Raw genomic sequence first — 20,838 nt, 5'->3', positions numbered from 1 at the left:
GGCCGGTCACCGCCGGCCGGTCACCGCCGGGTGCGGCGGCCGGCGAGGCGGGCGCGCAGCCGCGCCCGGCGGGAGGTGCGCACCCTCCTGCGGTGCCCGGCGGCGTCGGCCCGGTCGCGGGCGTCGGCCTCCTCCAGCGTGGGTGCCGTGCCCCCCAGGTGCACCGGCAGCCACCACCGGTCCTCGGGGCCGGCCGGCTGCTGCGGATAGGTGCGCTGCGCCTCGTCGAGCAGTGCCTCCATGGCGGTGCGGGTGCGGGCCAGCAGCGCCGCGGGCCGCTCGCCGGGCGCGGGCGTGATCGGCTCCCCCAGCAGCACGGTCACCGCCTTGCCCGGCCGCAGGTCCACCGGGTGCTTCTTGGTGGCCACCCGGTGCCCGCCCCACACCGCGGCGGGCACGATCGGCACCCCGGCGTCGATGGCCATGCGCGCGGCTCCGGCCTTGAGGCCCTTGACGGTGAAGCTCTGGCTGATCGTCGCCTCGGGGAAGACCCCGACGAGCTGGCCGTCCTTGAGCGCGCGGACCGCGGCGTCGAAGGCCGCGGCGCCGGCCGTGCGGTCGACCGGGATGTGCTGCATCGCCCGCATGAACGGCCCGGCGAACCAGTGGCCGAACACCGACGCCTTGGCCATGAACCGCACCAGGCGGTGCCGCGGCAGCGCGGCCAGCCCGAGGAAGGTGAAGTCCAGGTAGCTGACGTGGTTGCTGCAGATCACCGCCCCGCCGCCGGCCGGGACGTACCCGGAGCCCCGGATGTCGAAGCGCAGCCCCAGCAGCCGGAAGACCACCAGCGCCAGCCGGATGACGAACCGGTAGGGCCGGTCACGCCGGTCGGGCCGCGGCCCGAACAGGTCGCCCCGGACGACGTCACGCCACCTCGCGGTGTACATGGCGGGACGATAACCGGCGGAGTCGCAGGTCACCCGGCGGGAGGCTCGCCGGCCGTCACCGCCCGGCCGTCACCGCCCGGCCGTCACGTCCACGGCGGCGCGGACGACGGCCGCCAGCTCACCGGTGTCGCGGTGCACCCGGCGCTGCAGGTCCGCGCCGGTCCCGCGGGCCAGGATCTCGGCCACGCCCTCCGACACCCGGGCGTGGTCCCCGGTCTCCTCCAGCGCCGGCGTGACGTGCTCGAGCAGGGCGGTCACGACGTCGGCGGCCGGCGCGGGACGGCCGGTGAGCGGGTGCACGAGCTCACCGGTGGTGCCCGAGCGTCCGGCCCGCCACGCTGCCACCCGCAGCAGCTCGCTGCGCGCACCCGGCGCCGCCCGTCCGGCCCGCCACTCCCGGGCGGCGGTCTCCACCAGCCCGCGGACGAGCCCGGTGTGGGTGACGGCGTCCTCCACGCGCAGGCAGACGTCGGCGATGCGCACCTCGACGGTCGGCCAGCTCTGCGACAGCCGGGCGTCGAAGTAGACCATCCCGGCGTCGACGATCGTCCGCGTCGCCACCAGGTCGGCGACCACCCGGTGGTAGGTTGCGGCGTCGCCGAACGGCTCGGTGGCGCCCGAGGAGGGCCAGCGGTTCCACGACTGCGACCGGAAGCTGGCGTACCCGCTGTCGCGGCCCAGCCAGAACGGCGAGTTCACCGTCAGCGCGGTGAGCACCGGCAGCCAGGTCCGGATCCGGTCGAGAACGGCGACGCCCTCCTCGTCGTCGGCGACCGACACGTGCACGTGGCAGCCGCAGGTCAGCTGCTCGAGCGCGGTGAGCCCGAAGGTCGCCGCCATCTCCTCGTACCGCTCCCCCGGCGTGGTGACCGGCTCCACGGCCACCGGCGAGCTGGCCAGCGCGGCCACCCGGGCCCCCACGGCCCGCGCCGCGGCGTCGGCCCGGCCGCGCCAGTACCGCAGCTCCCCGGTCACCTCGGCCAGGTCGGTGCACACGCGGGTGCCCAGCTCCAGCTGCTGCTGCATCAGCTCGGGGACGAGGTGGCCCGGCGACTCCCCCCGGCCCTCCTCCCCCGCGTGCGAGGCACGGTCGTGCTCCTCGGGCGTCTCCCCCTCGCCCCGCCGCGAGGCCACCACGAGGGCCTCAGGGCCCAGCGGCACCGGCACCCCCGACGGATCGACGACGAGCAGCTCCTCCTCCACTCCCACCGTGCGCACCGGCACATCGTGGTCGGCGGTGCTCCACCGCGCAGGACGGAGGACGGCGATCCGCCCGAAAGGGGCCTTGCGGGTAACTGGTCCTCTTGCGCCGTAGGCGCAACTGGTAAAATGACGTGAATGTTAGGGATAACGGGTATGGTGGGCACATGAGCCGGAGCTGGCAGCACCCCCTTCCGGAGATGCCGTCCCCGCCGGCGGCGCGGGCCTGGCAGCGGCTGGTGCCGCCGGAGGGCTACGCCGTCCAGTGGCGCCGGCTGATCGACGCCGCCCTGGAGCTGGGCCTGGGTCCGGAGGAGCTCGCGGCCGGGGGCATGGACGACGTCGCCGCGGCGCGGGGCTGGAAGCCGGCCACCGTCACGCTCTACAGCAAGGTCGCCCGCTACGGGGGCGTGCCGCTGCCCGTACCGCCCACCCCGGAGCCCGATCCCCGCACGCTGGACCTGCGGCCGCTGACCGAGGTCCGCAGCGAGCAGCCCGAACACCTGCGCACCGTCGTCTGGTGCGCGATCGCGCTGCGCTGGCCGGCCCCGGTGGGTGCCTTCCGCGACCTGCGCCGCGAGCAGGTCCACCCGACGACCCGCCGGCTGCTGGTGCGCACCGACGACGGCGAGTGGTCGGTGCCCGGCGCCCTGTCCGCCTGGCACGCCTGGGAAGCCGTGCGCAACCGCTTCCCGGCGCTGGCCGAGAGCCCCTGGGTGCTGCCGGCGCTGCGGCGGGGCCCCGGATACACCTCACACGTGGGTGGCCGGCTGTCCAGCCAGGCGCTGCAGGTCACCTTCACCAAGCACGCCGTCCGCACCGCGCTGCACCTGCGCGCGACCAGCGCCGGCGCGCGGCGGGCCCGGGCCGAGGCGCTGGCCGCCGTCTACGAGACGCTGTCCTACGACTCCTACCGCCGCCTGGCCCTGGCCGCGGGCGCCGAGCCGGTGGCCGAGCGCGGCGCGGTCCGGGCCGAGCGCGCCGCCCGGGCCAACCGCGCCGCCGGCGCGCCGGCGGGCTGAGCCCCTCCCCTCCCCCACCGGCTCACAGCAGGCGCAGCTGCCCGGCGAGGTCACCCTCCCCCACCGCCGAGGCGCGGGTGCGCGGGCGCCGGGCCGGTGTCGCTCCCCCCTCGCGGACCGGCGGCAGGGCGCCGGCGGGGAACGCCGCCTCGTCGTCGCCGGGCACCCCGGAGGCCGCCGTCCCGCCGGCGCCCCGCACCTGCCCCGCGGAGGAGCCGTCCAGGCCGTGGCGGCGCAGCAGCGGCGTGACCCGCTCGGCCAGCCACGCCCGGTACTCGGCGGGCACGTGGGCGCCACCCCGGTACAGCTGGCGGTAGCGGCCCACGAGCGCGGGGTGCTCCCGGGCCAGCCACGCGGAGAACCACTCCCGCGCGCCGGGACGCAGGTGCAGCGGGACGACCGTCACCCCGGTCGCCCCCGCCGCAGCGACGGCGCCCAGGGCGGCGTCGAGGTCGCTGCGCCGGTCGGTGAGGCCGGGCAGGACCGGAGCGAGGAAGACGCCGCACGGCAGGCCGGCGTCGGTGACCGCGCGGACCAGGTCCAGCCGGGCCCGCGGCAAGGGTACGCCCGGCTCGAGGCTCGCGTGCAGCTGCTCGTCCCAGATGGCCAGGGAGACACCGAAGCCCACCGGGACGTCCCGGACCGCCGAGGCCAGCAGGGGGACGTCGCGGCGCGCCAGCGTGCCCTTGGTGAGGACGGAGAACGGCGTGCCGGAGTCGGCCAGCGCCCGGATCACCCCGGGCATGAGCCGGTAGCGACCTTCGGCGCGCTGGTAGGGGTCGGTGTTGGTGCCCAGCGCCACGTGCTCGCGCCGCCAGGAGGGCTTCGCCAGCTCGCGCCGCAGCACCTCGACGAGGTTGGTCTTGACCACGATCTGGGTGTCGAAGTCCCGCCCGGCGTCCAGGTCCAGCCACTCGTGCGTCGACCGGGCGTAGCAGTAAACGCACTGGTGGAGGCAGCCCCGGTAGGGGTTGATCGTGTAGCGGAAGGGCACCCGGGAGCCGTCGGGCACCGCGTTGAGCGCCGACCGGCACAGGACCTCGTGCAGCGTCGCACCCGGGAACTCGGGCACCTCGACGCTGCGCAGCAGTCCCCGTGTGCTGGGCATGCCGGGCAGCAGCGTCGCGTCCCCGTCGTCGAGGCGCTGGGCGTCCCATCGCATGCCTCATGCGAACACACGTTCGAGAGCCTGTCCAGGCGGCTCGTCGTTGCGTCACCGCCTTCCCGTCAAATGTAGTGATTAGTTGGGGATAACGGTCGAGGTGACGAGGGGCGCTGCTCGATGGCGGCGGGCGGGCTCAGAGCGGCGGCCGGTCCTCGTAGAAGGTGGAGAGGACGACGGTGGTGCGCGTGTTGACGTTCGCCGTCGCCCGGATCTCCCGCAGCAGCGCCTCGAGGGCCTCCGGGGAGGCCACCCGGACCTTGAGCAGGTAGCTCTCCACCCCCGCCACCGAGTGGCAGGCCTCGATCGCGGACAGGTGGGCCAGCTTGGCCGGGGCGTCGTCGGCCTCGGCGAGGTCGAGCGGGGTGATCGAGACGAACGCGGTCATCCCGAGCCCGAGCTGCCGCGCGTCGATGCCGGCCCGGTAGCCGGTGATCAGCCCGCGCTGCTCCAGGCGCCGCACCCGCTGGTGCACCGCCGACACCGACAGGCCGACCCGCTCGGCCAGCTCGGTGTAGCTGGCCCGCCCGTCGCGGGCGAGGGCCGCGAGCAGGGCCCGGTCGACGTCCGGGGCGGTCGGCGCCCCGGGCTCAGCCGGGGAGGACGACGAGCTCACGGGGACCCCGGTTCAGTGCGCGCACGCCCTCGTCGGTGCACACGACGATGTCCTCGATCCGCGCGCCGCACCGGCCGGCGAGGTAGATGCCCGGCTCCACCGAGAAGGCCATGCCGGCCTCGAGCGGCAGGTCGTTGCCCGCCACGATGTAGGGCGCCTCGTGGGTGTCCAGGCCGATGCCGTGGCCGGTGCGGTGGATGAAGTGCTCGCCCCAGCCGGCCGCGGTGATCCGGTCGCGGGCCACGGCATCGACCTGCTCGGCGGTCACCCCGGGCCGGACGGCGGCCACCGCGGCCTGCTGCGCGTCCTGCAGGACGGCGTACCACTCGGCCACCTCGGCGTCGGGCTCGCCGCCGACGACGTAACTGCGGGTGCAGTCGGAGCGGTAGCCGGTCGCGGTCTCCCCGCCGATGTCGACGACGACGAGGTCACCGGCCCGCACCACCCGGTCGGAGAGCTCGTGGTGCGGGCTGGCGCCGTTGGGCCCGGACCCGACGATGGTGAAGTCCACCCCGACGTGGCCCTCGGCCAGGATCGCCGCGGCGATGTCGGCACCCACCTCGGCCTCGCTGCGGCCCACCCGCAGCCACTCGCCCATCCGCGCGTGCACGCGGTCGATGGCCGCACCGGCCGCGGCGAGCTCCTCGACCTCGGCGCCGGTCTTCACCATCCGCAGCCGGTCGACGACCGGCGTCGCCAGCTCCAGCGCGGAGCCGGGCAGCGCCCGGTGCACGCCCAGGGCGTGCTCGGCCCAGGTGCGGGCGCCGACGGCCACCCGGGCCGGCGCGGTCCCGAGCCGGGCGGTGACCTCGCGGGCGACCACGGCGAAGGGGTCGTTGGTCTCGTCCCAGGCGTGCAGGTCCAGGTCGAGCGCGCCGGCGGGGCTCGCGGCGACCATCGGGGCCTCCAGCCGCGGGACGACCAGCAGCGGCTCGCCGCTGCGCGGGACGACGAGGGCGGTCAGCCGCTCCATCGCGTGCGCGTCGTAGCCGGTGAGGTAGCGCAGGTCCGACCCCGGGGTGAGCACGAGGACGTCGACGCCGAGCTCCGCGGCGACGGCGCGCGCGGCGTACACGCGGTCGATGGTGACGAGGGCCCCCGCGGTCGTTGCCACGCCCGGACACTAACCCCGGGCACCGACCCCGCCCGCCCGGGTTCGCCGGACCGTTACCGTCCCCGCCCGTGACGACGATGCTGCTCGACGCCGCGAGCCTCTACTTCCGGGCCTTCTACGGCGTCCCGACCAGCGTGACCTCCCCCGACGGGCGGCCGGTGAACGCCGTCCGCGGGTTCCTGGACATGACCGCCCGGCTGCTCACCGCGCACTCCCCCGACCGGCTGGTGGCCTGCTGGGACGACGACTGGCGCCCGGCTTTCCGCGTCGAGGCGCTGCCCTCCTACAAGGCACACCGGCTCTCCCCCGACGGCGGGGAGGAGACCCCCGACGAGCTGGCGCCGCAGGTGCCGGTCCTCGTCGACGTGCTGGCCGCGGCCGGCATCGCCCGGGTCGGGGCGCCAGGCTACGAGGCCGACGACGTCATCGGCACGCTGGCCACCCGGGCACGCGGCCCGGTCGACGTCGTCACCGGCGACCGCGACCTGTTCCAGCTCGTCGACGACGCCCGCGGGATCCGGGTGCTCTACACCAACCGGGGCATCGCCGACATCGAGGTGGTCGACGAGGCGGCGGTGAGCGCGAGGTACGGGATCCCGGGGCGGGCGTACGCCGACTTCGCCGTCCTGCGCGGCGACCCCAGCGACGGGCTGCCCGGCGTGGCCGGGATCGGCGCGAAGACCGCGGCGGCGCTGGTCGCCGAGTTCGGCGACCTGGCCGGCATCCGGGCGGCCGCGGCGCGCACCGTGGTGCCGAGGGCGCCGCTCACCGCCGCCGTCCTGAAGAAGCTGCACGCCGGCGGCGCGTACCTCGACGCCGCCCCGGTCGTGGTGGCCGTGGCGCGGGACGTCGACCTGCCCGCCGTGGAGGGGCAGCTCCCCCGCCGGCCGGCCGACCCCGCCGCGCTGGCGGCGCTCGCCGACGCGCACGGCCTGCGCTCCTCGCTCGGGCGGCTGGGCGCGGCCCTGGGGTGGCCGGCCGACGTCCTGGACCGGTGACGCCGGCCGGCCCGGGTCAGACGACCTGCCAGGTGTAGGCCGCCGAGTCCTCGTCGGTGATCGCGACCCGGATGGTCACGTCCTCGCCGTCCTCGGTGGTGCCCGAGCACGCGTAGGTGGCGCCGTCGCGCACGATCATCTCGTCGTCGCAGTCGACGTCGATGCCGACGCCGAAGGTCTCCTGGTACTGCTGGGCGATGTCCTCCTCGGCCCGGTCGCCGTCCAGGACGTCGCGGCCGAGGAGCAGCGCCAGGAGGATCCCGACGCCGATGAGGACCACGGCCGTCGCCGTGCCGATGAGGGGGCGGGTGCGCGACTTCTTCGGGGGCGGGCCGAAGCCGCCGGGCGGCCCGGAGCCGGGCTGGCCGTAGGGCCCGAACGGCTGGCCGGGCGCGCCGGGCGCGCCGGGCTGCCCGTAGGGGCCGGGCTGCCCGTAGGGGCCAGGTTGTCCGTACGGGCCGGGCTGCCCGTAGGGTCCCGGCTGCTGGTAGCCGCCCGGCGGCCCCCACGGACCCGGCTGGCCGTACTGCCCCGGCTGCCCACCCGGCTGCTCACCCGGCTGGCCGTACTGACCCGGTGGGCCGTACGGGCCGGGCTGCTGCCCGTACTGCTCCGGGTGCCCGTACTGCCCCGGCTGGCCACCCTGCGGTGGGTTGCTCATCGTCGCTCCTCTTCCTCCGACCCCGCGGGGGCCGTCCCACGACACCGCGCCACGGGCGCCAGGTGATCGTGCCCCACGGGGACGCTCGCCCCGTGCCTGCGCGCCCGTGCGTCAGCCGCTGACCGCGACGGCGACCACGCCGCGCCGGACCCGGCCCACCGCGGCCCGCGCCACCCCGGCCACCGACTCGTCGGCCACCTTCGCCAGCTGGTCGAGCACGTCGATGAGCTGGCGGGCCCACCGGACGAAGTCCCCACCGGAGAGCTCGGTGCCGGCCTGCTCGGCGCCGGCGAGCACCCGGTCGAGGCTCTGCCCGTCGGCCCAGCGGTAGGCCGCCCACGCGAAGCCCAGGTCCAGGTCGCGGGTGGCCGGCAATCCGCGGTCGAGCTCGACGTCCTGCAGCCGTGCCCGGATGCGGCGCATCTCGGCGATCGCCGCGGCGACCGCGCCCCCCGGCACCGCCGGCTGCCCCGGCAACTCGCGGCGCGCCTCGAACACCAGCGTGGAGACCGCGGCGGCGAGCTCGGCCGGCCCCAGCCCGCGCCAGGCACCGGCGCGCAGGCACTCGGCGATCAGCAGGTCGCCGTCGGACCAGATGCGGGCCAGCCGCCGGCCCTCGCCGGTCACCCGGGGGACGTCGTCGACGGGCACCGGCTCGTCGGTGTCGGCCGGCACCAGCGGCGCGGCCTCGGGCACCAGGTAGCCCAGCTCCTCGAGGACGTCGCAGGTGCGGTCGAACTGCCGGGTCAGGGAGCCGGTGCGCTCGGCCATCCTGCGGTGCGTGGCCTCGGCCTCGGCGACCGCGCGCAGGTACCGCTCCGCCGCGCGCACCCGGTCCTCCCGGTCGGGCAGCGCGTGCACCGGATGGTGGCGCAGCGCGCGCCGCAGGTCGGCCAGCACCGGGTCGTCGGCCGCCGCCGACCGCTGCTTGACCCGCCGCGCCCCGAGGTCGTTCTCCACCCGGGCGGCCCGCAGCGTGGAGGCCAGGTCGCGGCGGGCGTGCGGGCTGCGGTGGTTGAAGTTCTTGGGCACCCGGACGCGGGCGAGCGCGGCCACCGGCGTCGGGAAGTCCACGCTGCCCAGCCGGCCGGCCCACTTGTCCTCGGTGAGCACCAGCGGCCGCGGGTCGGCCAGGTCGGTGATCCCCGGGTCGAGGACCACCGCCAGCCCCTGCCGCCGTCCCGACGGCACCCGGATCACGTCGCCCGGGCGCAGCGCGGCCAGCGCGTCGGCGGCCTCGATCCGGCGCTTGGCCGCCGAGTCGCGGGAGAGCTCCCTCTCCCGGTCGGCGATCTCCCGGCGCAGCCGCGCGTACCCGGCGACGTCGCCGCCCTCGGAGGTCATCTCGGCGGCGGCCCGCTCGGCCTCGCGCTCGTGCCGCGCCGCCGACCGCGCCAGGCCGACCACCGAGCGGTCGGCCTGGAACTGGGCGAAGGAGGAGGCCAGCAGCTCGCGGGCGCGCGCCCGGCCGAAGCTGCCGACCAGGTTGACCGCCATGTTGTAGCTGGGCCGGAAACTCGACCGCAGCGGATAGGTGCGGGTGCTGGCCAGCCCGGCGACCACCGAGGGGTCCATGCCCGGCGCCCACACCACGACGGCGTGCCCCTCGACGTCGATCCCGCGGCGCCCGGCCCGCCCGGTGAGCTGGGTGTACTCCCCCGGCGTGACGTCGACGTGCGCCTCGCCGTTCCACTTGACCAGCCGCTCGAGGACGACGGTGCGGGCGGGCATGTTGATGCCCAGCGCCAGGGTCTCGGTGGCGAACACGGCCTTGACCAGGCCGCGCACGAAGCACTCCTCCACGGTCTCCTTGAACGCCGGCACCAGCCCGGCGTGGTGGGCGGCCAGCCCCGCCAACAGGCCCTCACGCCACTCCCAGAACCCCAGGACGTGCAGGTCCTCGTCGGGCAGCGAGCCGGTGCGCTCGTCGATGATCCGCGCGATCTCGGCCCGCTCGGCCTCGTCGGTCAGCCGCAGGCCCGACTGCAGGCACTGGGCGACGGCGGCGTCGCAGCCGTTGCGGCTGAAGATGAACGTGATCGCCGGGAGCAGCCCGGCGCGGTCGAGGCGCTCCACCACCTCGGTGCGCGACGGCGGCCGGTGGCGCGGCTTGTGCCAGTCGCGGTCGCGACGGGACCCGCCGTTGCCGCCGCCCCAGCTGTCCAGGCGCCGCTCGTGCTCCCGCACGTACCGCACGAGCTCGGGGTCGACGACGCTGGCACCACGGTCGCGGGTGGACTGTCCCCGCGGCGTCTCCCCCAGCTCGGCGGCGTGCGCGGCCGGCCGCAGGCTGAACAGGTCGAACACCCGGCCGCCGACCAGCATGTGCTGCCACAGCGGGATCGGCCGGACCTCGCTGACCACGACCCTGGTGTGGCCGCGGACGGTGACCAGCCAGTCGGCGAACTCCTCGGCGTTGCTGACCGTCGCCGACAGCGACACCAGCGTCACCGATGCCGGCAGGTGGATGATCACCTCCTCCCACACGGCGCCGCGGAAGCGGTCGGCGAGGTAGTGCACCTCGTCCATCACCACGTAGCCGAGGCCGTCGATGGCCGGCGACTCGGCGTAGAGCATGTTGCGCAGCACCTCGGTGGTCATCACCACCACCGGGGCGTCGCCGTTGACGGCGTTGTCGCCGGTGAGCAGGCCGACCCGGTCCTCGCCGTAGCGCGCGACCAGGTCGTTGTACTTCTGGTTGGACAGCGCCTTGATCGGCGTCGTGTAGAAGGCCTTGCGCCCCTCGGCCAGCGCCTTGTGCACCGCGAACTCGCCGACGACGGTCTTGCCGGCGCCGGTCGGCGCGCACACCAGCACGCCGGCGCCCTCGTCGAGCGCCTCGCACGCCTCCACCTGGAACGGGTCGAGGGAGAACCCGAGGTCGGCGGTGAAGTCGGCGAGGGTCGGGTGCGCACTGCGCCGCCGGGCAGCCGCGTACCGCTCGGCGGGGCTGGACATGCTCCCCACGTTAGGCGCTCCGCCGGGAGGTCGCCGGTCCCGAAGACGTTCGTCGCGTTTGTTGGGGATAACGGTCGAGGTGGTGGTCGGGTGTCGACCGTCCTCCCTCACGGCAGCGCGTCCTCCCGCACCGCCCACCGTGAGGGAGGACGCGCCACGATCAGGTCACCTGATCGTGGCCACACCCCGCCCGGTGCCCACCACGTGCAGGGCGCCGGGCACGGCCTCGGCCACGACCGGCAGCGCCGCGACCGGCTCCCCGTCGGCGTGGGTGGTCAGCCCGGCACCGGCGAGCCCGACCCGCGCGGCCCGGTGCACGGTGACGGCGGGGTGCCCGACGTGGCTGCCGTCGGCCAGCCGCGGCCGGGTGCGCACCAGCTCCTGGCGCGACACCGGCCCCACCACGGTGACGTCGAGCAGCCCGTCGGCGGGGTCGGCGGCCGGGCACACCCGCAGGCCCCCGCCGTAGCACGCGGTGTTGCCGACGGCGACCAGCGTGACCGGCAGCGTGCGGGCCGCGCCGTCGAGGACGAGCGTCACCTCCCGGGGCCGCAGCCGGGCCAGCTCGGCGAGGACCGCGACGTCGTAGCGGCGCCGACCGCGCGGCCAGCGCAGCCGGTCGGCCCGGTCGGTGACGGCGGAGTCGAAGCCGCAGCACAGCACGGTGGCCCACCACCGCCCGGCGGTGCGCCCGGCGTCGACCGCGCGGACGTCGCCGTCGCGCAGGTCCGCGGCCGCGGCCACCGCGGCGGTCACCGGCTCGGGCGGCACGCCGAGGGCCAGGGCGAGGTCGTTGCCCGTGCCGGCGGGCACGACCGCCAGCGGCGTCGCGGTCCCGGCGACGGCCTGCAGCGCCGCGTGCGCGACCCCGTCGCCCCCGACCGCCACGACGGCCGCAGCCCCTCCGGCCACGGCGGCGGCCGCGGCGCGCTCGGCCTCCGCCCGGCTGGCGGCCGGGAGCAGCCGCGGCGTCAGGCCGCCCCGGCGCAGCACGTCCAGGACGGCGCCGGAGACCGTCCGCGCGCGTCCCCGTCCGGCGGCGGGACCGACGAGGACGGCGACGTCGACACCGGCGCTCACCCGGCCCCCTCCCCTGCGCCCCGCGATCCGGGACCGGCGCATCGTCGCAGGGACCGGGCCGCGCGGGATGGGGAGGGCACGCGGTCCGGAGCACCGCGGCGCGGCGCCCGACGGAGCGGTCAGCCGCGGGAGGACGCGCCGGGACGCGGGTGCGGAGCAGCGCCGTCGCGGTGCAGCTCCTCGTAGGGGGTCGGGGCGGCGTCGACGGCGGAGGGCCGGGCGTCGAGCGGGGAGGCCTCGTCGTCGCCGACGTCGTGGAAGTGTTCGAGCGCGTCGCGCCGGGCGCGCCGCTTGTCCACCACCCGGGCGACCTGGATGGCCAGCTCGAAGAGCAGCACCATCGGCACGGCCATGGCCAGCATGGTGAAGGGGTCCTGCGTGGGGGTGACGAACGCGGCGAACACGATGGTCAGGAAGAAGATCCAGCGCCGACTGCGGGCCAGCGCCGCGTGGGACAAGACGCCGACGAGGTTGAGCGCGACGAGGACCAGCGGCAGTTCGAAGCTCAGCCCGAAGGCCACCAGCAGGCTGATGACGAAACCCAGGTAGTCCGGGGCGGTGAGCTGGAAGGCCACCTCGTCGCCGGCCAGGCCGAGCAGCAGCTCCAGGCCCTTGTAGAGGGTGACGTAGGCCAGGACCGCGCCGAGGGCGAACAGCGTGCTCGAGGCCGCGACGAAGGCGACCGTGTAGCGCTTCTCGTTGCGCTTGAGGCCTGGGGTGATGAACGCCCACAGCTGGTAGAGCCAGAACGGCGAGGACAGCACCGCGCCGGCGATCACACCGACCTTGAGCCGCAGCAGCAGGCCGCCGAAGACGTCGAGCACCACCAGCTGGCAGTCCTGCGAGCCCTGGAAGCGCAGCTGCGGCGGCACCGAGCAGTAGGGCTCGGTGAGGAACGCCAGCAGCCCGTGGTCGTACCAGAGGAAGCCGACGACGGTGCCCAGCGCCAGCGCCAGCAGCGCCTTGGCGATCCGGTTGCGCAGCTCGGTGAGGTGCGCGACGAGGGTCATCGTCGCCTCGGGGTCGCGCGGGGGCCGACGGCGCCGGCGTCCCCGGGTGCCGGACGCGCTCACGTTCCTGCGCCGCGGAGCGGTCAGCGGGGCTCGGCGGCGCCGGGCTGGGCGGCGCGCGCCCGCAGCTCGGCCGCGCGCGCCTCGGCGGCGGCCGCCTCGGCCTCGAGCTGGGCTCGGCGGTCGGCGTCGGAGGCCTCGAGCTGGGCCGGACGGCTGCGGTCGTCGTCCTTCATGCCCTTCATCTCGCCCTTGAAGATGCGCAGCGAGCGACCCAGGGAGCGCGAGGCGTCGGGCAGCTTCTTGTAGCCGAAGAGCAGCAGGATCGCGAGGATGATCAGGATGATCTCCGGCGCACCGAGGTTCATGCGTCCTCCAGGTCGAGGGAACGGGGGCGATGCTACGCCGCAGGGTGTTCGTCGCCGGGTCCCTCGGCGGACGCCGCGTCCCGCCGGTGGGTGCGCCGCCGGGTGCGCGAGCCGCCGGCGGTCAGCCGGCGTGCGCTCCCCGGCGCGCCGGCGTCCGCTCGTCGGCCGACTGCAGCGCGGCCGCCCGGGCAGCGGCTGCCTGCGCCTGCTCCAGCAGCGGCGCCACGTCCCGCTCGGCGGCCTGCAGCTCCCGGCCCAGCCGCCCGAACGCGCCGAGGACGCCGTGGGCCAGGGCGCCGAGGACGACCAGGGACAGCACGACGACGGCGATCCAGACCACGAGCAGCAGCACGCCCACGACCCTAGGCCCCGGGTGCCGGGCCGGCGCCGGGCGCGTACCGGTCCAGCGCGGCGCGGGCGTCGGCGGCGACGGCGGCGGCCAGCTCGGCCGGCGCCTCGACGGTGGCCGCGCCGCCGAGGGAGGCCACCAGGCGGCGGGCCCAGGCCAGGTCGGCGGTGCGCAGCGCGACGGCCAGCCCCCCGGGCGGGTCGCCGACCTCCCGGACGTCCTCGACCGGGTAGTACTCGGCCACCCAGCGCGCGGTGCGGGCCAGCCGCAGCCGCACCACCGGCGACCCGGGCTCGGGCTGGTAGAGGCCGGACTCCACGTCGCGCGGCGCGGCCTGCGGCGGCGGGGCGGCCGGCTCGTCGAGGACCCGGACGTCGTCGATGCGGTCGAGCCGGAACAGCCGGACGCCGCCGACCTCCCGGGACCAGGCCTCCAGGTACCAGCGGCCGTCGACGAGCAGCAGCCGCATCGGGTCGACGGTGCGCTCGGTGCGCTCGTCGCGGGTGGGCACGTAGTAGTGCAGGTGCAGCGCCCGCCTGCGCTCCAGCCCGTCGCGGACGACGGCGAGCGCCTGCTCGCGGGCGTCGACCGACAGCGCCACCGGGGTGACCCGCTCGGCGGCGTGCCCGGCGGCGGCCGACACCTTGGCCAGCGCCCGGCTGACCGCCTCCTGCTCGGCGAGACCGGGCAGGTCGAGCAGCGTGCGCAGCGCCACCACCAGGGCCACCGCCTCGTCGGTGGTCAGCCGCAGCGGGCGGACCATGCCGGCGGTGAAGGTGACCCGCACCCGGTCGCCCTCGAAGGCCAGGTCGATGAGGTCGCCGGGGCCGTAGCCGGGCAGGCCGCACATCCACAGCAGGTCCAGGTCGCGGCGCAGCTGCCGCTCGGGGACGCCGAAGTCGCGGGCGGCCTCGGCCAGCGGCACACCCTCCGGCCGGGCGGTGAGGTAGGGGACCAGGGAGAGCAGCCGGGTCATCCGCTCGTTGGTGGCCGGGCCGGTCACGCCCGCTCCCCCATCGCCGCGAGCCGGGTCAGCCGCTCGACGACGGCGGCGCGCACCGACTGCGGTGACTCGACGACGACGTCGGGTCCGTAGGCGGCCAGCTGGTCGGCCAGCCGCCAGGGCTCGGTGGTGCGCAGCTGCAGCCGGTCGTCCCCGTCGTCGGCGGCACCCAGCGGCGTGCCCCAGCGGCGCAGGCCCACCGCGGCGCCGGGACGGGCGCGGACCACCACCAGGTGCTCCTCCCCCCCGGCCTGCCGCGCGACCAGGGCGGCGAGGTCGACGTCCGGCGGCGGCTCGAAGGCACCCTCCGGGCCGGTGGCCCGCGGCACCCCGACCACCCGGGACAGGCGGAACACCCGCGGCGCCTGCCGGTCGAGGTCCTGGCCGACGAGGTACCAGCGGCCGTGCCAGGCGACGACGCCCCAGGGCTGCACGTGCCGGCGCGCGGGGGTGTCCTCGTCGGGCCGGCGGTAGTCGAACTGCAGCACCCGGCGGTCGCGGGCGGCGGCGTAGCAGGGCTCGAAGGCCGGCTCGCCGGAGTCCAGCCGCGGCTGCACGGGCAGCGCGCGGGTCGGGTCGACGTCGACCCCCGCGGCGCGCAGCTTGACCAGGGCGCTGTGCGCGGCCCCGGCCAGCTGGGCGGACTCCCACAGCCGCAGCGCCAGGCCGACGGCGGCGGCCTCCTCGCCGGTCAGCGTGATCTCGGGCAGCTCGTAGTCGGCCCGGGCGATGCGGTAGCCGTCCTCGGTGTCGAAGACGCTGGTGCGGCCGGTCTCCAGCGGGACGCCCATCTCCCGCAGCTCGGCCTTGTCCCGCTCGAACATCCGCTTGAACGCCTCGTCGGCGCGGGCGGTGCCGTCGTCGGGCTCGTAGCCGGGCACGATCGCCCGGATCCGGGCCGCGGTCACGTACTGCCGGGTGCCGAGCAGGGCGATGACCAGGTTGACCAGCCGCTCCGCCCGCTTCGCCGACACGCTCCCCAGAGTAGGGACCCCGCCGCCCCCCACGCCTCGCAGGCTCACGCCTCGCAGGCTCAGGCGGAGGGCCCCTGCAGCGGGGCCACGCCGGGCCGCGGGCGCCGGGGTCCCTACGCTCCCCCCGTGGGGGAGCAGACGAGCGTGCACCGGATCCGCTGGCGGCGCGGGCGGGTGACCGCCCTGGGACGCAGTTGGCGCGACGCCCAGGAGCTCACCGTCGCCGTCGACGGGGACGGCGAGGTGCGGTCGCTGGCCCACCCGTCGCTGGTCGGCGTCCCCGAGGTCGGTGACGAGGTGCTGCTCAACACCACCGCCTGGGCGCAGCGCCTGGGCACCGGCGGCTACGCGCTCGTCGTCGCCGTCCCCGACCGGCTGCCGCCGGACCCCACCGGCCCCGGCCACCTGGTCAAGGCCCGGTACACGCCGCTGCAGGTGAGCGTGCAGGGCGTCGACGAGCAGGACACCGAGCACCACGCCGCGATCGCCGAGGCCGAGGACCTCGGCGGCATGCCGGTGGTCGTCGCCGACCTGCACTCGGCGCTGCCGGCGGCGCTGATCGGCGTCTTCGCCACCGACCCCGACCTCAAGGTCGCCTACGTCATGACCGACGGCGGCGCGCTGGTGGCCGGGTTCTCCCGCACGCTGCACACGCTGGCGCCCTCGCTGACCGGGGTGGTGACCGTGGGGCAGGCCTTCGGCGGCGACCTGGAGGCGGTCACGCTGCACACCGGGCTGCTGGCGGCCAGGCACGTGCTCGGCGCCGACGTCACGGTCGTCACGCAGGGGCCGGGCAACCTGGGCACCGGGACGTCGTGGGGCTTCTCCGGGGTGGCCGCCGGGGAGGCGTGCAACGCCGTGTCGGTGCTCGGCGGGGAGCCGGTCGGGGCGCTGCGGATCTCCGACGCCGACCCGCGCCCCCGCCACCGCGGGGTCTCACACCACTCGCTGACCGCCTTCGGCCGGGTGGCGCTGGCCGGGGTGACCCTGGTGGCGCCGCGCGGACTGGGCTCCGAGCTCGGCCAGCAGGTCGAGGAGGACCTCGCCGGCCAGCCCGAGCGCAACGAGGTCGTGTGGGTCGACACCGACGGCCTCGACGAGGCGCTGCAGCTCTCGCCGGTGACGCTGTCGACCATGGGCCGCGGCTGGCCCGAGGAGCGCGCCTACTTCCTGGCCGCCGCGGCCGCCGGCCGCTACGCCGCCCTGCAGGTCCCGATCGACTGAGGGCACCCACTCGACCGGGGCCGGCGCGGTCTCACCCGCGGCGGCCCTCACCCCGCGGCGGCCCTCACATCGAGGCGATGAGCTTGTCCACCCGCTCGTCGACGCTCTTGAACGGGTCCTTGCACAGCACGGTCCGCTGGGCCTGGTCGTTGAGCTTGAGGTGCACCCAGTCGACGGTGAAGTCGCGCCGCTTCTCCTGGGCCTTGCGGATGAACTCCCCGCGCAGCTTGGCGCGGGTGGTCTGCGGCGGCACGTTCTTCGCCTCGAACACCCGCGGCTCGTGCGCCACCCGCTCGACCTGGCCGGCGCGCTCGAGCAGGTAGTACAGGCCCCGCCGGCGGCTGATGTCGTGGTAGGCGAGGTCCATCTGCGCCACCCGCGGGGAGGACAGCGTCAGGTCCCGCTTGCTGCGGTAGCGCTCGATCAGCGACAGCTTGGTGGCCCAGTCGATCTCGCGGTCGATCAGCGAGAGGTCCTCGGTGTCGACGGCCTTGAGCACCCGCCCCCACAGCTCGAGCATCTGCCGGTGCACCGGGCCGAAACCCTCCCGGTCGACGAACTCCGCGGCGCGGGAGTGGTACTCGGCCTGGATCTCCAGCGCCGACATCTCCTTGCCGTTGGCCAGGCGGACCCGGCGCCGGCCGGTGATGTCGTGGCTGATCTCGCGGATGGCGCGGATCGGGTTCTCCAGCGCCATGTCCCGGATCGGGACCCCGGCCTCGATCATCCGCAGCACCAGGTCGGTGATGGTGACCTTGAGCAGCGTCGTCGTCTCGTTCATGTTCGAGTCGCCGACGATGACGTGCAGCCGCCGGTAGCGCTCGGCGTCGGCGTGCGGCTCGTCGCGGGTGTTGATGATCGGCCGGGAGCGCGTGGTCGCCGAGGACACGCCCTCCCAGATGTGTTCGGCCCGCTGGCTCACGCAGTAGATCGCCCCGCGCGGGGTCTGCAGCACCTTGCCCGCGCCGACGATCAGCTGCCGGCTGACCAGGAACGGGATGAGGACGTCGGCCAGCCGGCTGAACTCCCCGTGCCGGCCGACGCAGTAGTTCTCGTGGCAGCCGTAGCTGTTGCCGGCCGAGTCGGTGTTGTTCTTGAACAGGTAGATGTCGCCGGTGACACCCTCCTCGGCCAGCCGCTGCTCGGCGTCGACCAGCAGGCCCTCGAGGATCCGCTCGCCGGCCTTGTCGTGGACGACGAGCTCGGTGAGGTCGTCGCACTCGGCGGTGGCGTACTCGGGGTGACTGCCGACGTCGAGGTAGAGGCGCGAGCCGTTGCGGAGGAACACGTTGGAGCTGCGCCCCCACGAGACCACGCGCCGGAACAGGTAGCGGGCGACCTCGTCCGGGGACAGCCGCCGCTGCCCGCGGAAGGTGCACGTGACGCCGTACTCGGTCTCGATCCCGAAGATCCGTCGGTCCACGGACCGACTCTAGGCGCCGGATGCGACTCCGGCCGGTTCCCGGCGCGGCCCGCCGCTCAGGACGCCGGAGCCCCGCCGTCCGTGCCGCCGTCCGTGCCGCCGTCCGTGCCGCCGTCCGTGCCGCCGTCCGTGCCGCCGCCGGCGCCGTCGGCCGGGCCGGGCTGGGGGCCGCTGCCCTCCCCCGAGCCGCCGGTGCCGCCGGCGGTGTCGGGGGCGGCCGGGTCACCCAGGCCGGCCGGGGTGCCCGGCTGGGGGGCGCTGGGGGCGTGCGCGTGCGTGGTGCCCTCGGCGACGACGTCGCCGGCCGACCGGTCGCCGAGCAGGCCGGCCAGGGCGGCGCCGACCACCCGGCGGAACGCCCGCTTGGGCCGGCGGCGGTCCAGGACGGCGACCTCGAGCTGGGCGGCCTGGAGCAGACCCCCGTCCCCGTTGCCCCCCGACATCGCCGGGCTGACCGCCGACAGGGCCCGGACGCCGACCATCAGCGCCTCGCCCAGCGGCAGCCCGGGGCGGAAGGCCTCCCGCAGGTGGTTGCTCACCGCGTCAGCCTGCCCGCCCATGACGACGAAGTCCGGCTCGTCGACGATCGACCCGTCGAAGGTGAGCCGGAACAGCTGGTCGCCCTCGGAGCTGTCGCCGACCTCGGCCACGCACAGCTCCACCTCGTAGGGCTTCATCTGCTGGGTGAAGATCTCGCCGAGGGTCTGCGCGTAGGCGTTGGCGATCACCCGGCCGGTGACGTCGCGCCGGTTGTAGGAGTACCCGCGGACGTCGGCCAGCCGGACGCCGGCCACCCGCAGGCTCTCGAACTCGCTGTAGCGGCCCACGGCGGCGAAGCCGATGCGGTCGTAGAGCTCGCCGACCTTGTGCAGCGTCGAGCTGGGGTTCTCGGCGATGAACAGCACGCCGTCGGCGTAGGTGAGGACGGCGACGCTGCGACCGCGGGAGATGCCCTTGCGGGCGTACTCCGAGCGGTCGCGCATCAGCTGCTCGGGCGAGGCGTAGTACGGCATGGTCATGGCGGTCAGCCCTGTCCCTCGGCGGCGGCCCGCTCGTCGATGACGGTCCGCGCGACGTCGGCGACCTCGTCGTCGGCCAGGCGGACGGCGCCCTCGGCGTCGACCCGGTAGACGATCGGGTAGAGGCGGCGCACCGGGTCGGGGCCGCCGGTGGCCGAGTCGTCGTCGGCGGCGTCGTAGAGCGCCTCGACCAGGGTGCGGGTGGCCGCGGCGCCGTCGAGCCCCTGGCGCCAGGTCTTCTTCAGCGAGTTCTTGGCGAACAGCGAGCCCGAGCCGACCGCGGCATAGCCGCGCTCCTCGTAGTTCCCGCCGGTGACGTCGTAGCTGAAGATCCGGCCCGGGATCGCGCCGGGGGCGGCGTCGAGGTCGTAGCCGGCGAACAGCGGGACGACGGCCAGGCCCTGCAGGGCGGCCCCGAGGTTGCCGCGGATCATCTGGGCCAGGCGGTTGGCCTTGCCGTCGAGACTGAGGGTGAGCCCCTCGATCTTCTCGTAGTGCTCGAGCTCGACCTGGTAGAGCTTCACCATCTCGATGGCGATGCCCGCGGCACCGGCGATGCCGATGACCGACCAGGAGTCGGCCGGGTAGACCTTCTCGATGTCGCGGGAGCTGATCAGGTTGCCCATCGTGGCGCGGCGGTCGCCGCCCATCAGCACGCCGCCGGCGTAGGTGACCGCCACGATCGTGGTGCCGTGCGGGGTGAGGTCACCGGCGGGGATCTGCGGCACCGGGCGCCGCCCGGGCAGCAGGTCCGGGGCCGCGGAGGCCAGGAAGTCGGTGAACGAGGAACCCACCCGGTCCAGGTAGGCGGGCGGGAAGCCGCTCCGACCGGTGTGCGACTGGGTCAACCCGTCCACCTCTCCGCCCCGCTGGGGGTGCTGATCGACGCGCCGTGGGGACCCCGCGGCACCTGCCGTCGACCCTACCGGCGCGCCCGACCGCCCACCCGGGGCGGCAGAGGACCCGGCTCCGGGCGCGGCCGGCCGGGATCACCGGGGAGGAGGCCGGTCCAGGGAGGCGGTCAGGGCCGCGACCCGGGCGCGCACCACGTCGCGGTGGGAGCACCCGGCGGCCCGGCCTCGGACGGCGAGCCCACCGGGGTCGCGGGACCGGCGCGGTGCCCGCGGGCACCGCCCACCGACTCCCGGCTCGTCCGCACCGGTCGGCCCGACGCGGTGGCGCTCCACGTACCGAGCGGCGGCGCGCAGCGTGGCAGGGTCGTCCTTGAACTGGCCGAGACCACCGTTGCACCTGAAGCAGAGGAGTGCGCGCACCTCCCCGCTGCGGTGGTCGTGGTCGACGTGCAGAGCCGGTGCCCGACGACAGATGGCACAGCGTCCACCCTGTTCCGCGAACATCGCGTCGACTTCCTCCGCGGTGATCCCGTACCGCCGCCTCAGGTGGTAAGTCCTCGATCCGCCGACCTTCTCCTTGGACGCCCTGCCGCGGGCGTTGTGACATGGTCTGCAGTAGGAGTTCAGGCCGCTGCTGGCAGCGGCGTTCCGTCCGAAAGACGACAGTGGGAGGACCGTCCCGCAGTCGGGGCACCGCTTGTGCCCTTCCGGTACGACGACGTCCCGCGAGTGGCGGCGTACCGGCGTCCCGACGCGCTCGTCACGGCTCCTGCGGTGGCGGCGCCGCGCGTGCTCACGGCAGTAGAAGGCGAGACCGTCGCGGGAGTTCCGGTTCCTCGTGAACTCCGCGACCGGTCTCTCCTCACCGCAGTCGCGACAGTACTTGCGATCCATTCTTGCGCCCCGAAGAATG

20 protein-coding genes are annotated in these 20,838 nt (G+C 75.8%); 3 read left to right on the top strand and 17 right to left on the bottom strand.

Annotated elements, in window-relative coordinates; genetic code table 11:
• Nucleotides 1-20 precede the first annotated feature (20 nt).
• Both ACU616_RS22290 and ACU616_RS22285 read right to left on the bottom strand, forming a co-directional pair.
• Nucleotides 21-890 carry a lysophospholipid acyltransferase family protein gene (locus ACU616_RS22290; RefSeq protein WP_446760596.1) on the bottom strand — a complete coding sequence of 290 codons (870 nt, stop codon included), beginning with the start codon at nucleotides 888-890 and terminating at the stop codon, nucleotides 21-23.
• 69 nt (nucleotides 891-959) lie between these two features.
• A complete protein-coding gene (locus ACU616_RS22285) occupies nucleotides 960-2,108 on the bottom strand; it encodes a carboxylate-amine ligase (RefSeq protein ID WP_446760595.1) in 1,149 nt (382 codons plus the stop codon).
• 149 nt (nucleotides 2,109-2,257) lie between these two features.
• On the opposite strand from ACU616_RS22285, the gene ACU616_RS22280 reads away from it, so the two are divergent.
• Nucleotides 2,258-3,112 (top strand): hypothetical protein, encoded by an 855-nt coding sequence (locus tag ACU616_RS22280; protein ID WP_446760594.1) that lies wholly within the window; start codon nucleotides 2,258-2,260, stop codon nucleotides 3,110-3,112.
• Nucleotides 3,113-3,134: 22 nt separating this feature from the next.
• Here the strand turns inward: ACU616_RS22280 and ACU616_RS22275 are convergent, their stop codons facing one another.
• The 3 genes from ACU616_RS22275 to ACU616_RS22265 form a co-directional block, all read right to left on the bottom strand.
• Nucleotides 3,135-4,274: an Rv2578c family radical SAM protein gene (locus tag ACU616_RS22275; RefSeq protein ID WP_446760593.1), complete on the bottom strand. Its 1,140-nt coding sequence runs from the start codon at nucleotides 4,272-4,274 to the stop codon at nucleotides 3,135-3,137.
• Between the two features lie 136 nt (nucleotides 4,275-4,410).
• The gene (locus ACU616_RS22270; protein WP_446760592.1) at nucleotides 4,411-4,890 is read right to left on the bottom strand and encodes an Lrp/AsnC family transcriptional regulator; all 480 of its coding nucleotides are present in this window, start codon (nucleotides 4,888-4,890) and stop codon (nucleotides 4,411-4,413) included.
• Entirely contained in the window at nucleotides 4,865-6,004 is a 1,140-nt protein-coding gene (locus ACU616_RS22265; RefSeq protein WP_446760591.1) for a M24 family metallopeptidase, read from the bottom strand. The genes ACU616_RS22270 and ACU616_RS22265 overlap by 26 nt, the downstream gene beginning before the upstream one ends.
• Before the next feature lie 77 nt (nucleotides 6,005-6,081).
• On the opposite strand from ACU616_RS22265, the gene ACU616_RS22260 reads away from it, so the two are divergent.
• Nucleotides 6,082-7,002: a 5'-3' exonuclease gene (locus ACU616_RS22260; protein ID WP_446761515.1), complete on the top strand. Its 921-nt coding sequence runs from the start codon at nucleotides 6,082-6,084 to the stop codon at nucleotides 7,000-7,002.
• Nucleotides 7,003-7,018: 16 nt separating this feature from the next.
• Here ACU616_RS22260 and ACU616_RS22255 read toward each other — a convergent pair whose 3' ends face one another.
• The 8 genes from ACU616_RS22255 to ACU616_RS22220 form a co-directional block, all read right to left on the bottom strand.
• Nucleotides 7,019-7,663 carry a DUF4333 domain-containing protein gene (locus ACU616_RS22255; protein WP_446760590.1) on the bottom strand — a complete coding sequence of 215 codons (645 nt, stop codon included), beginning with the start codon at nucleotides 7,661-7,663 and terminating at the stop codon, nucleotides 7,019-7,021.
• A gap of 111 nt (nucleotides 7,664-7,774) precedes the next feature.
• Nucleotides 7,775-10,621 carry a DEAD/DEAH box helicase gene (locus ACU616_RS22250; RefSeq protein WP_446760589.1) on the bottom strand — a complete coding sequence of 949 codons (2,847 nt, stop codon included), beginning with the start codon at nucleotides 10,619-10,621 and terminating at the stop codon, nucleotides 7,775-7,777.
• A 165-nt stretch (nucleotides 10,622-10,786) separates the two neighbouring features.
• Nucleotides 10,787-11,701 (bottom strand): diacylglycerol kinase family protein, encoded by a 915-nt coding sequence (locus ACU616_RS22245; RefSeq protein ID WP_446760588.1) that lies wholly within the window; start codon nucleotides 11,699-11,701, stop codon nucleotides 10,787-10,789.
• Nucleotides 11,702-11,820: 119 nt separating this feature from the next.
• Entirely contained in the window at nucleotides 11,821-12,774 is a 954-nt protein-coding gene (tatC, locus tag ACU616_RS22240) for a twin-arginine translocase subunit TatC (RefSeq protein WP_446760587.1), read from the bottom strand.
• A gap of 20 nt (nucleotides 12,775-12,794) precedes the next feature.
• Nucleotides 12,795-13,079 carry a Sec-independent protein translocase subunit TatA gene (tatA, locus tag ACU616_RS22235; protein WP_446760586.1) on the bottom strand — a complete coding sequence of 95 codons (285 nt, stop codon included), beginning with the start codon at nucleotides 13,077-13,079 and terminating at the stop codon, nucleotides 12,795-12,797.
• Nucleotides 13,080-13,200: 121 nt separating this feature from the next.
• Nucleotides 13,201-13,431: a hypothetical protein gene (locus tag ACU616_RS22230; RefSeq protein WP_446760585.1), complete on the bottom strand. Its 231-nt coding sequence runs from the start codon at nucleotides 13,429-13,431 to the stop codon at nucleotides 13,201-13,203.
• A gap of 10 nt (nucleotides 13,432-13,441) precedes the next feature.
• Entirely contained in the window at nucleotides 13,442-14,431 is a 990-nt protein-coding gene (locus ACU616_RS22225; RefSeq protein WP_446760584.1) for a helix-turn-helix transcriptional regulator, read from the bottom strand.
• Entirely contained in the window at nucleotides 14,428-15,405 is a 978-nt protein-coding gene (locus tag ACU616_RS22220) for a helix-turn-helix transcriptional regulator (protein WP_446760583.1), read from the bottom strand. Before ACU616_RS22220 ends, ACU616_RS22225 begins: the two co-directional genes overlap by 4 nt.
• A gap of 126 nt (nucleotides 15,406-15,531) precedes the next feature.
• Between ACU616_RS22220 and ACU616_RS22215 the strand changes: the two genes are divergently transcribed.
• Nucleotides 15,532-16,629 carry a DUF3866 family protein gene (locus ACU616_RS22215; RefSeq protein WP_446760582.1) on the top strand — a complete coding sequence of 366 codons (1,098 nt, stop codon included), beginning with the start codon at nucleotides 15,532-15,534 and terminating at the stop codon, nucleotides 16,627-16,629.
• A gap of 64 nt (nucleotides 16,630-16,693) precedes the next feature.
• Here ACU616_RS22215 and pafA read toward each other — a convergent pair whose 3' ends face one another.
• The 4 genes from pafA to ACU616_RS22195 all read right to left on the bottom strand — a co-directional run bounded on the left by pafA (nucleotide 16,694) and on the right by ACU616_RS22195 (nucleotide 20,819).
• Nucleotides 16,694-18,052: a Pup--protein ligase gene (gene pafA / locus ACU616_RS22210; protein WP_446760581.1), complete on the bottom strand. Its 1,359-nt coding sequence runs from the start codon at nucleotides 18,050-18,052 to the stop codon at nucleotides 16,694-16,696.
• Between the two features lie 56 nt (nucleotides 18,053-18,108).
• Nucleotides 18,109-19,071, bottom strand: a complete 963-nt coding sequence (gene prcA / locus ACU616_RS22205; protein ID WP_446760580.1) for a proteasome subunit alpha — start codon at nucleotides 19,069-19,071, stop codon at nucleotides 18,109-18,111.
• Nucleotides 19,072-19,076: 5 nt separating this feature from the next.
• On the bottom strand, nucleotides 19,077-19,919 hold the full coding sequence (gene prcB, locus ACU616_RS22200) for a proteasome subunit beta (protein ID WP_446760579.1): 843 nt from the start codon (nucleotides 19,917-19,919) through the stop codon (nucleotides 19,077-19,079).
• A gap of 141 nt (nucleotides 19,920-20,060) precedes the next feature.
• A complete protein-coding gene (locus tag ACU616_RS22195; RefSeq protein WP_446760578.1) occupies nucleotides 20,061-20,819 on the bottom strand; it encodes an endonuclease VII domain-containing protein in 759 nt (252 codons plus the stop codon).
• Between the last annotated feature and the right edge of the window lie 19 nt (nucleotides 20,820-20,838).

This window comes from Geodermatophilus sp. URMC 62 (genome assembly GCF_052931475.1).
Note: the sequence above shows the minus strand (reverse complement) of the source record. Positions and strands in the feature narration are given on the sequence as shown.

Coding starts and splice junctions, on each gene's coding strand:
- ACU616_RS22290 (WP_446760596.1), bottom strand. CDS start 890: ATGTACACCGCGAGGTGGCGTGACGTCGTCCGGGGCGACCTGTTCGGG.
- ACU616_RS22280 (WP_446760594.1), top strand. CDS start 2,258: ATGAGCCGGAGCTGGCAGCACCCCCTTCCGGAGATGCCGTCCCCGCCG.
- ACU616_RS22255 (WP_446760590.1), bottom strand. CDS start 7,663: ATGAGCAACCCACCGCAGGGTGGCCAGCCGGGGCAGTACGGGCACCCG.
- tatA (WP_446760586.1), bottom strand. CDS start 13,079: ATGAACCTCGGTGCGCCGGAGATCATCCTGATCATCCTCGCGATCCTG.
- ACU616_RS22195 (WP_446760578.1), bottom strand. CDS start 20,819: ATGGATCGCAAGTACTGTCGCGACTGCGGTGAGGAGAGACCGGTCGCG.
- ACU616_RS22275 (WP_446760593.1), bottom strand. CDS start 4,274: ATGCGATGGGACGCCCAGCGCCTCGACGACGGGGACGCGACGCTGCTG.
- ACU616_RS22250 (WP_446760589.1), bottom strand. CDS start 10,621: ATGTCCAGCCCCGCCGAGCGGTACGCGGCTGCCCGGCGGCGCAGTGCG.
- ACU616_RS22260 (WP_446761515.1), top strand. CDS start 6,082: ATGCTGCTCGACGCCGCGAGCCTCTACTTCCGGGCCTTCTACGGCGTC.
- prcA (WP_446760580.1), bottom strand. CDS start 19,071: ATGACCATGCCGTACTACGCCTCGCCCGAGCAGCTGATGCGCGACCGC.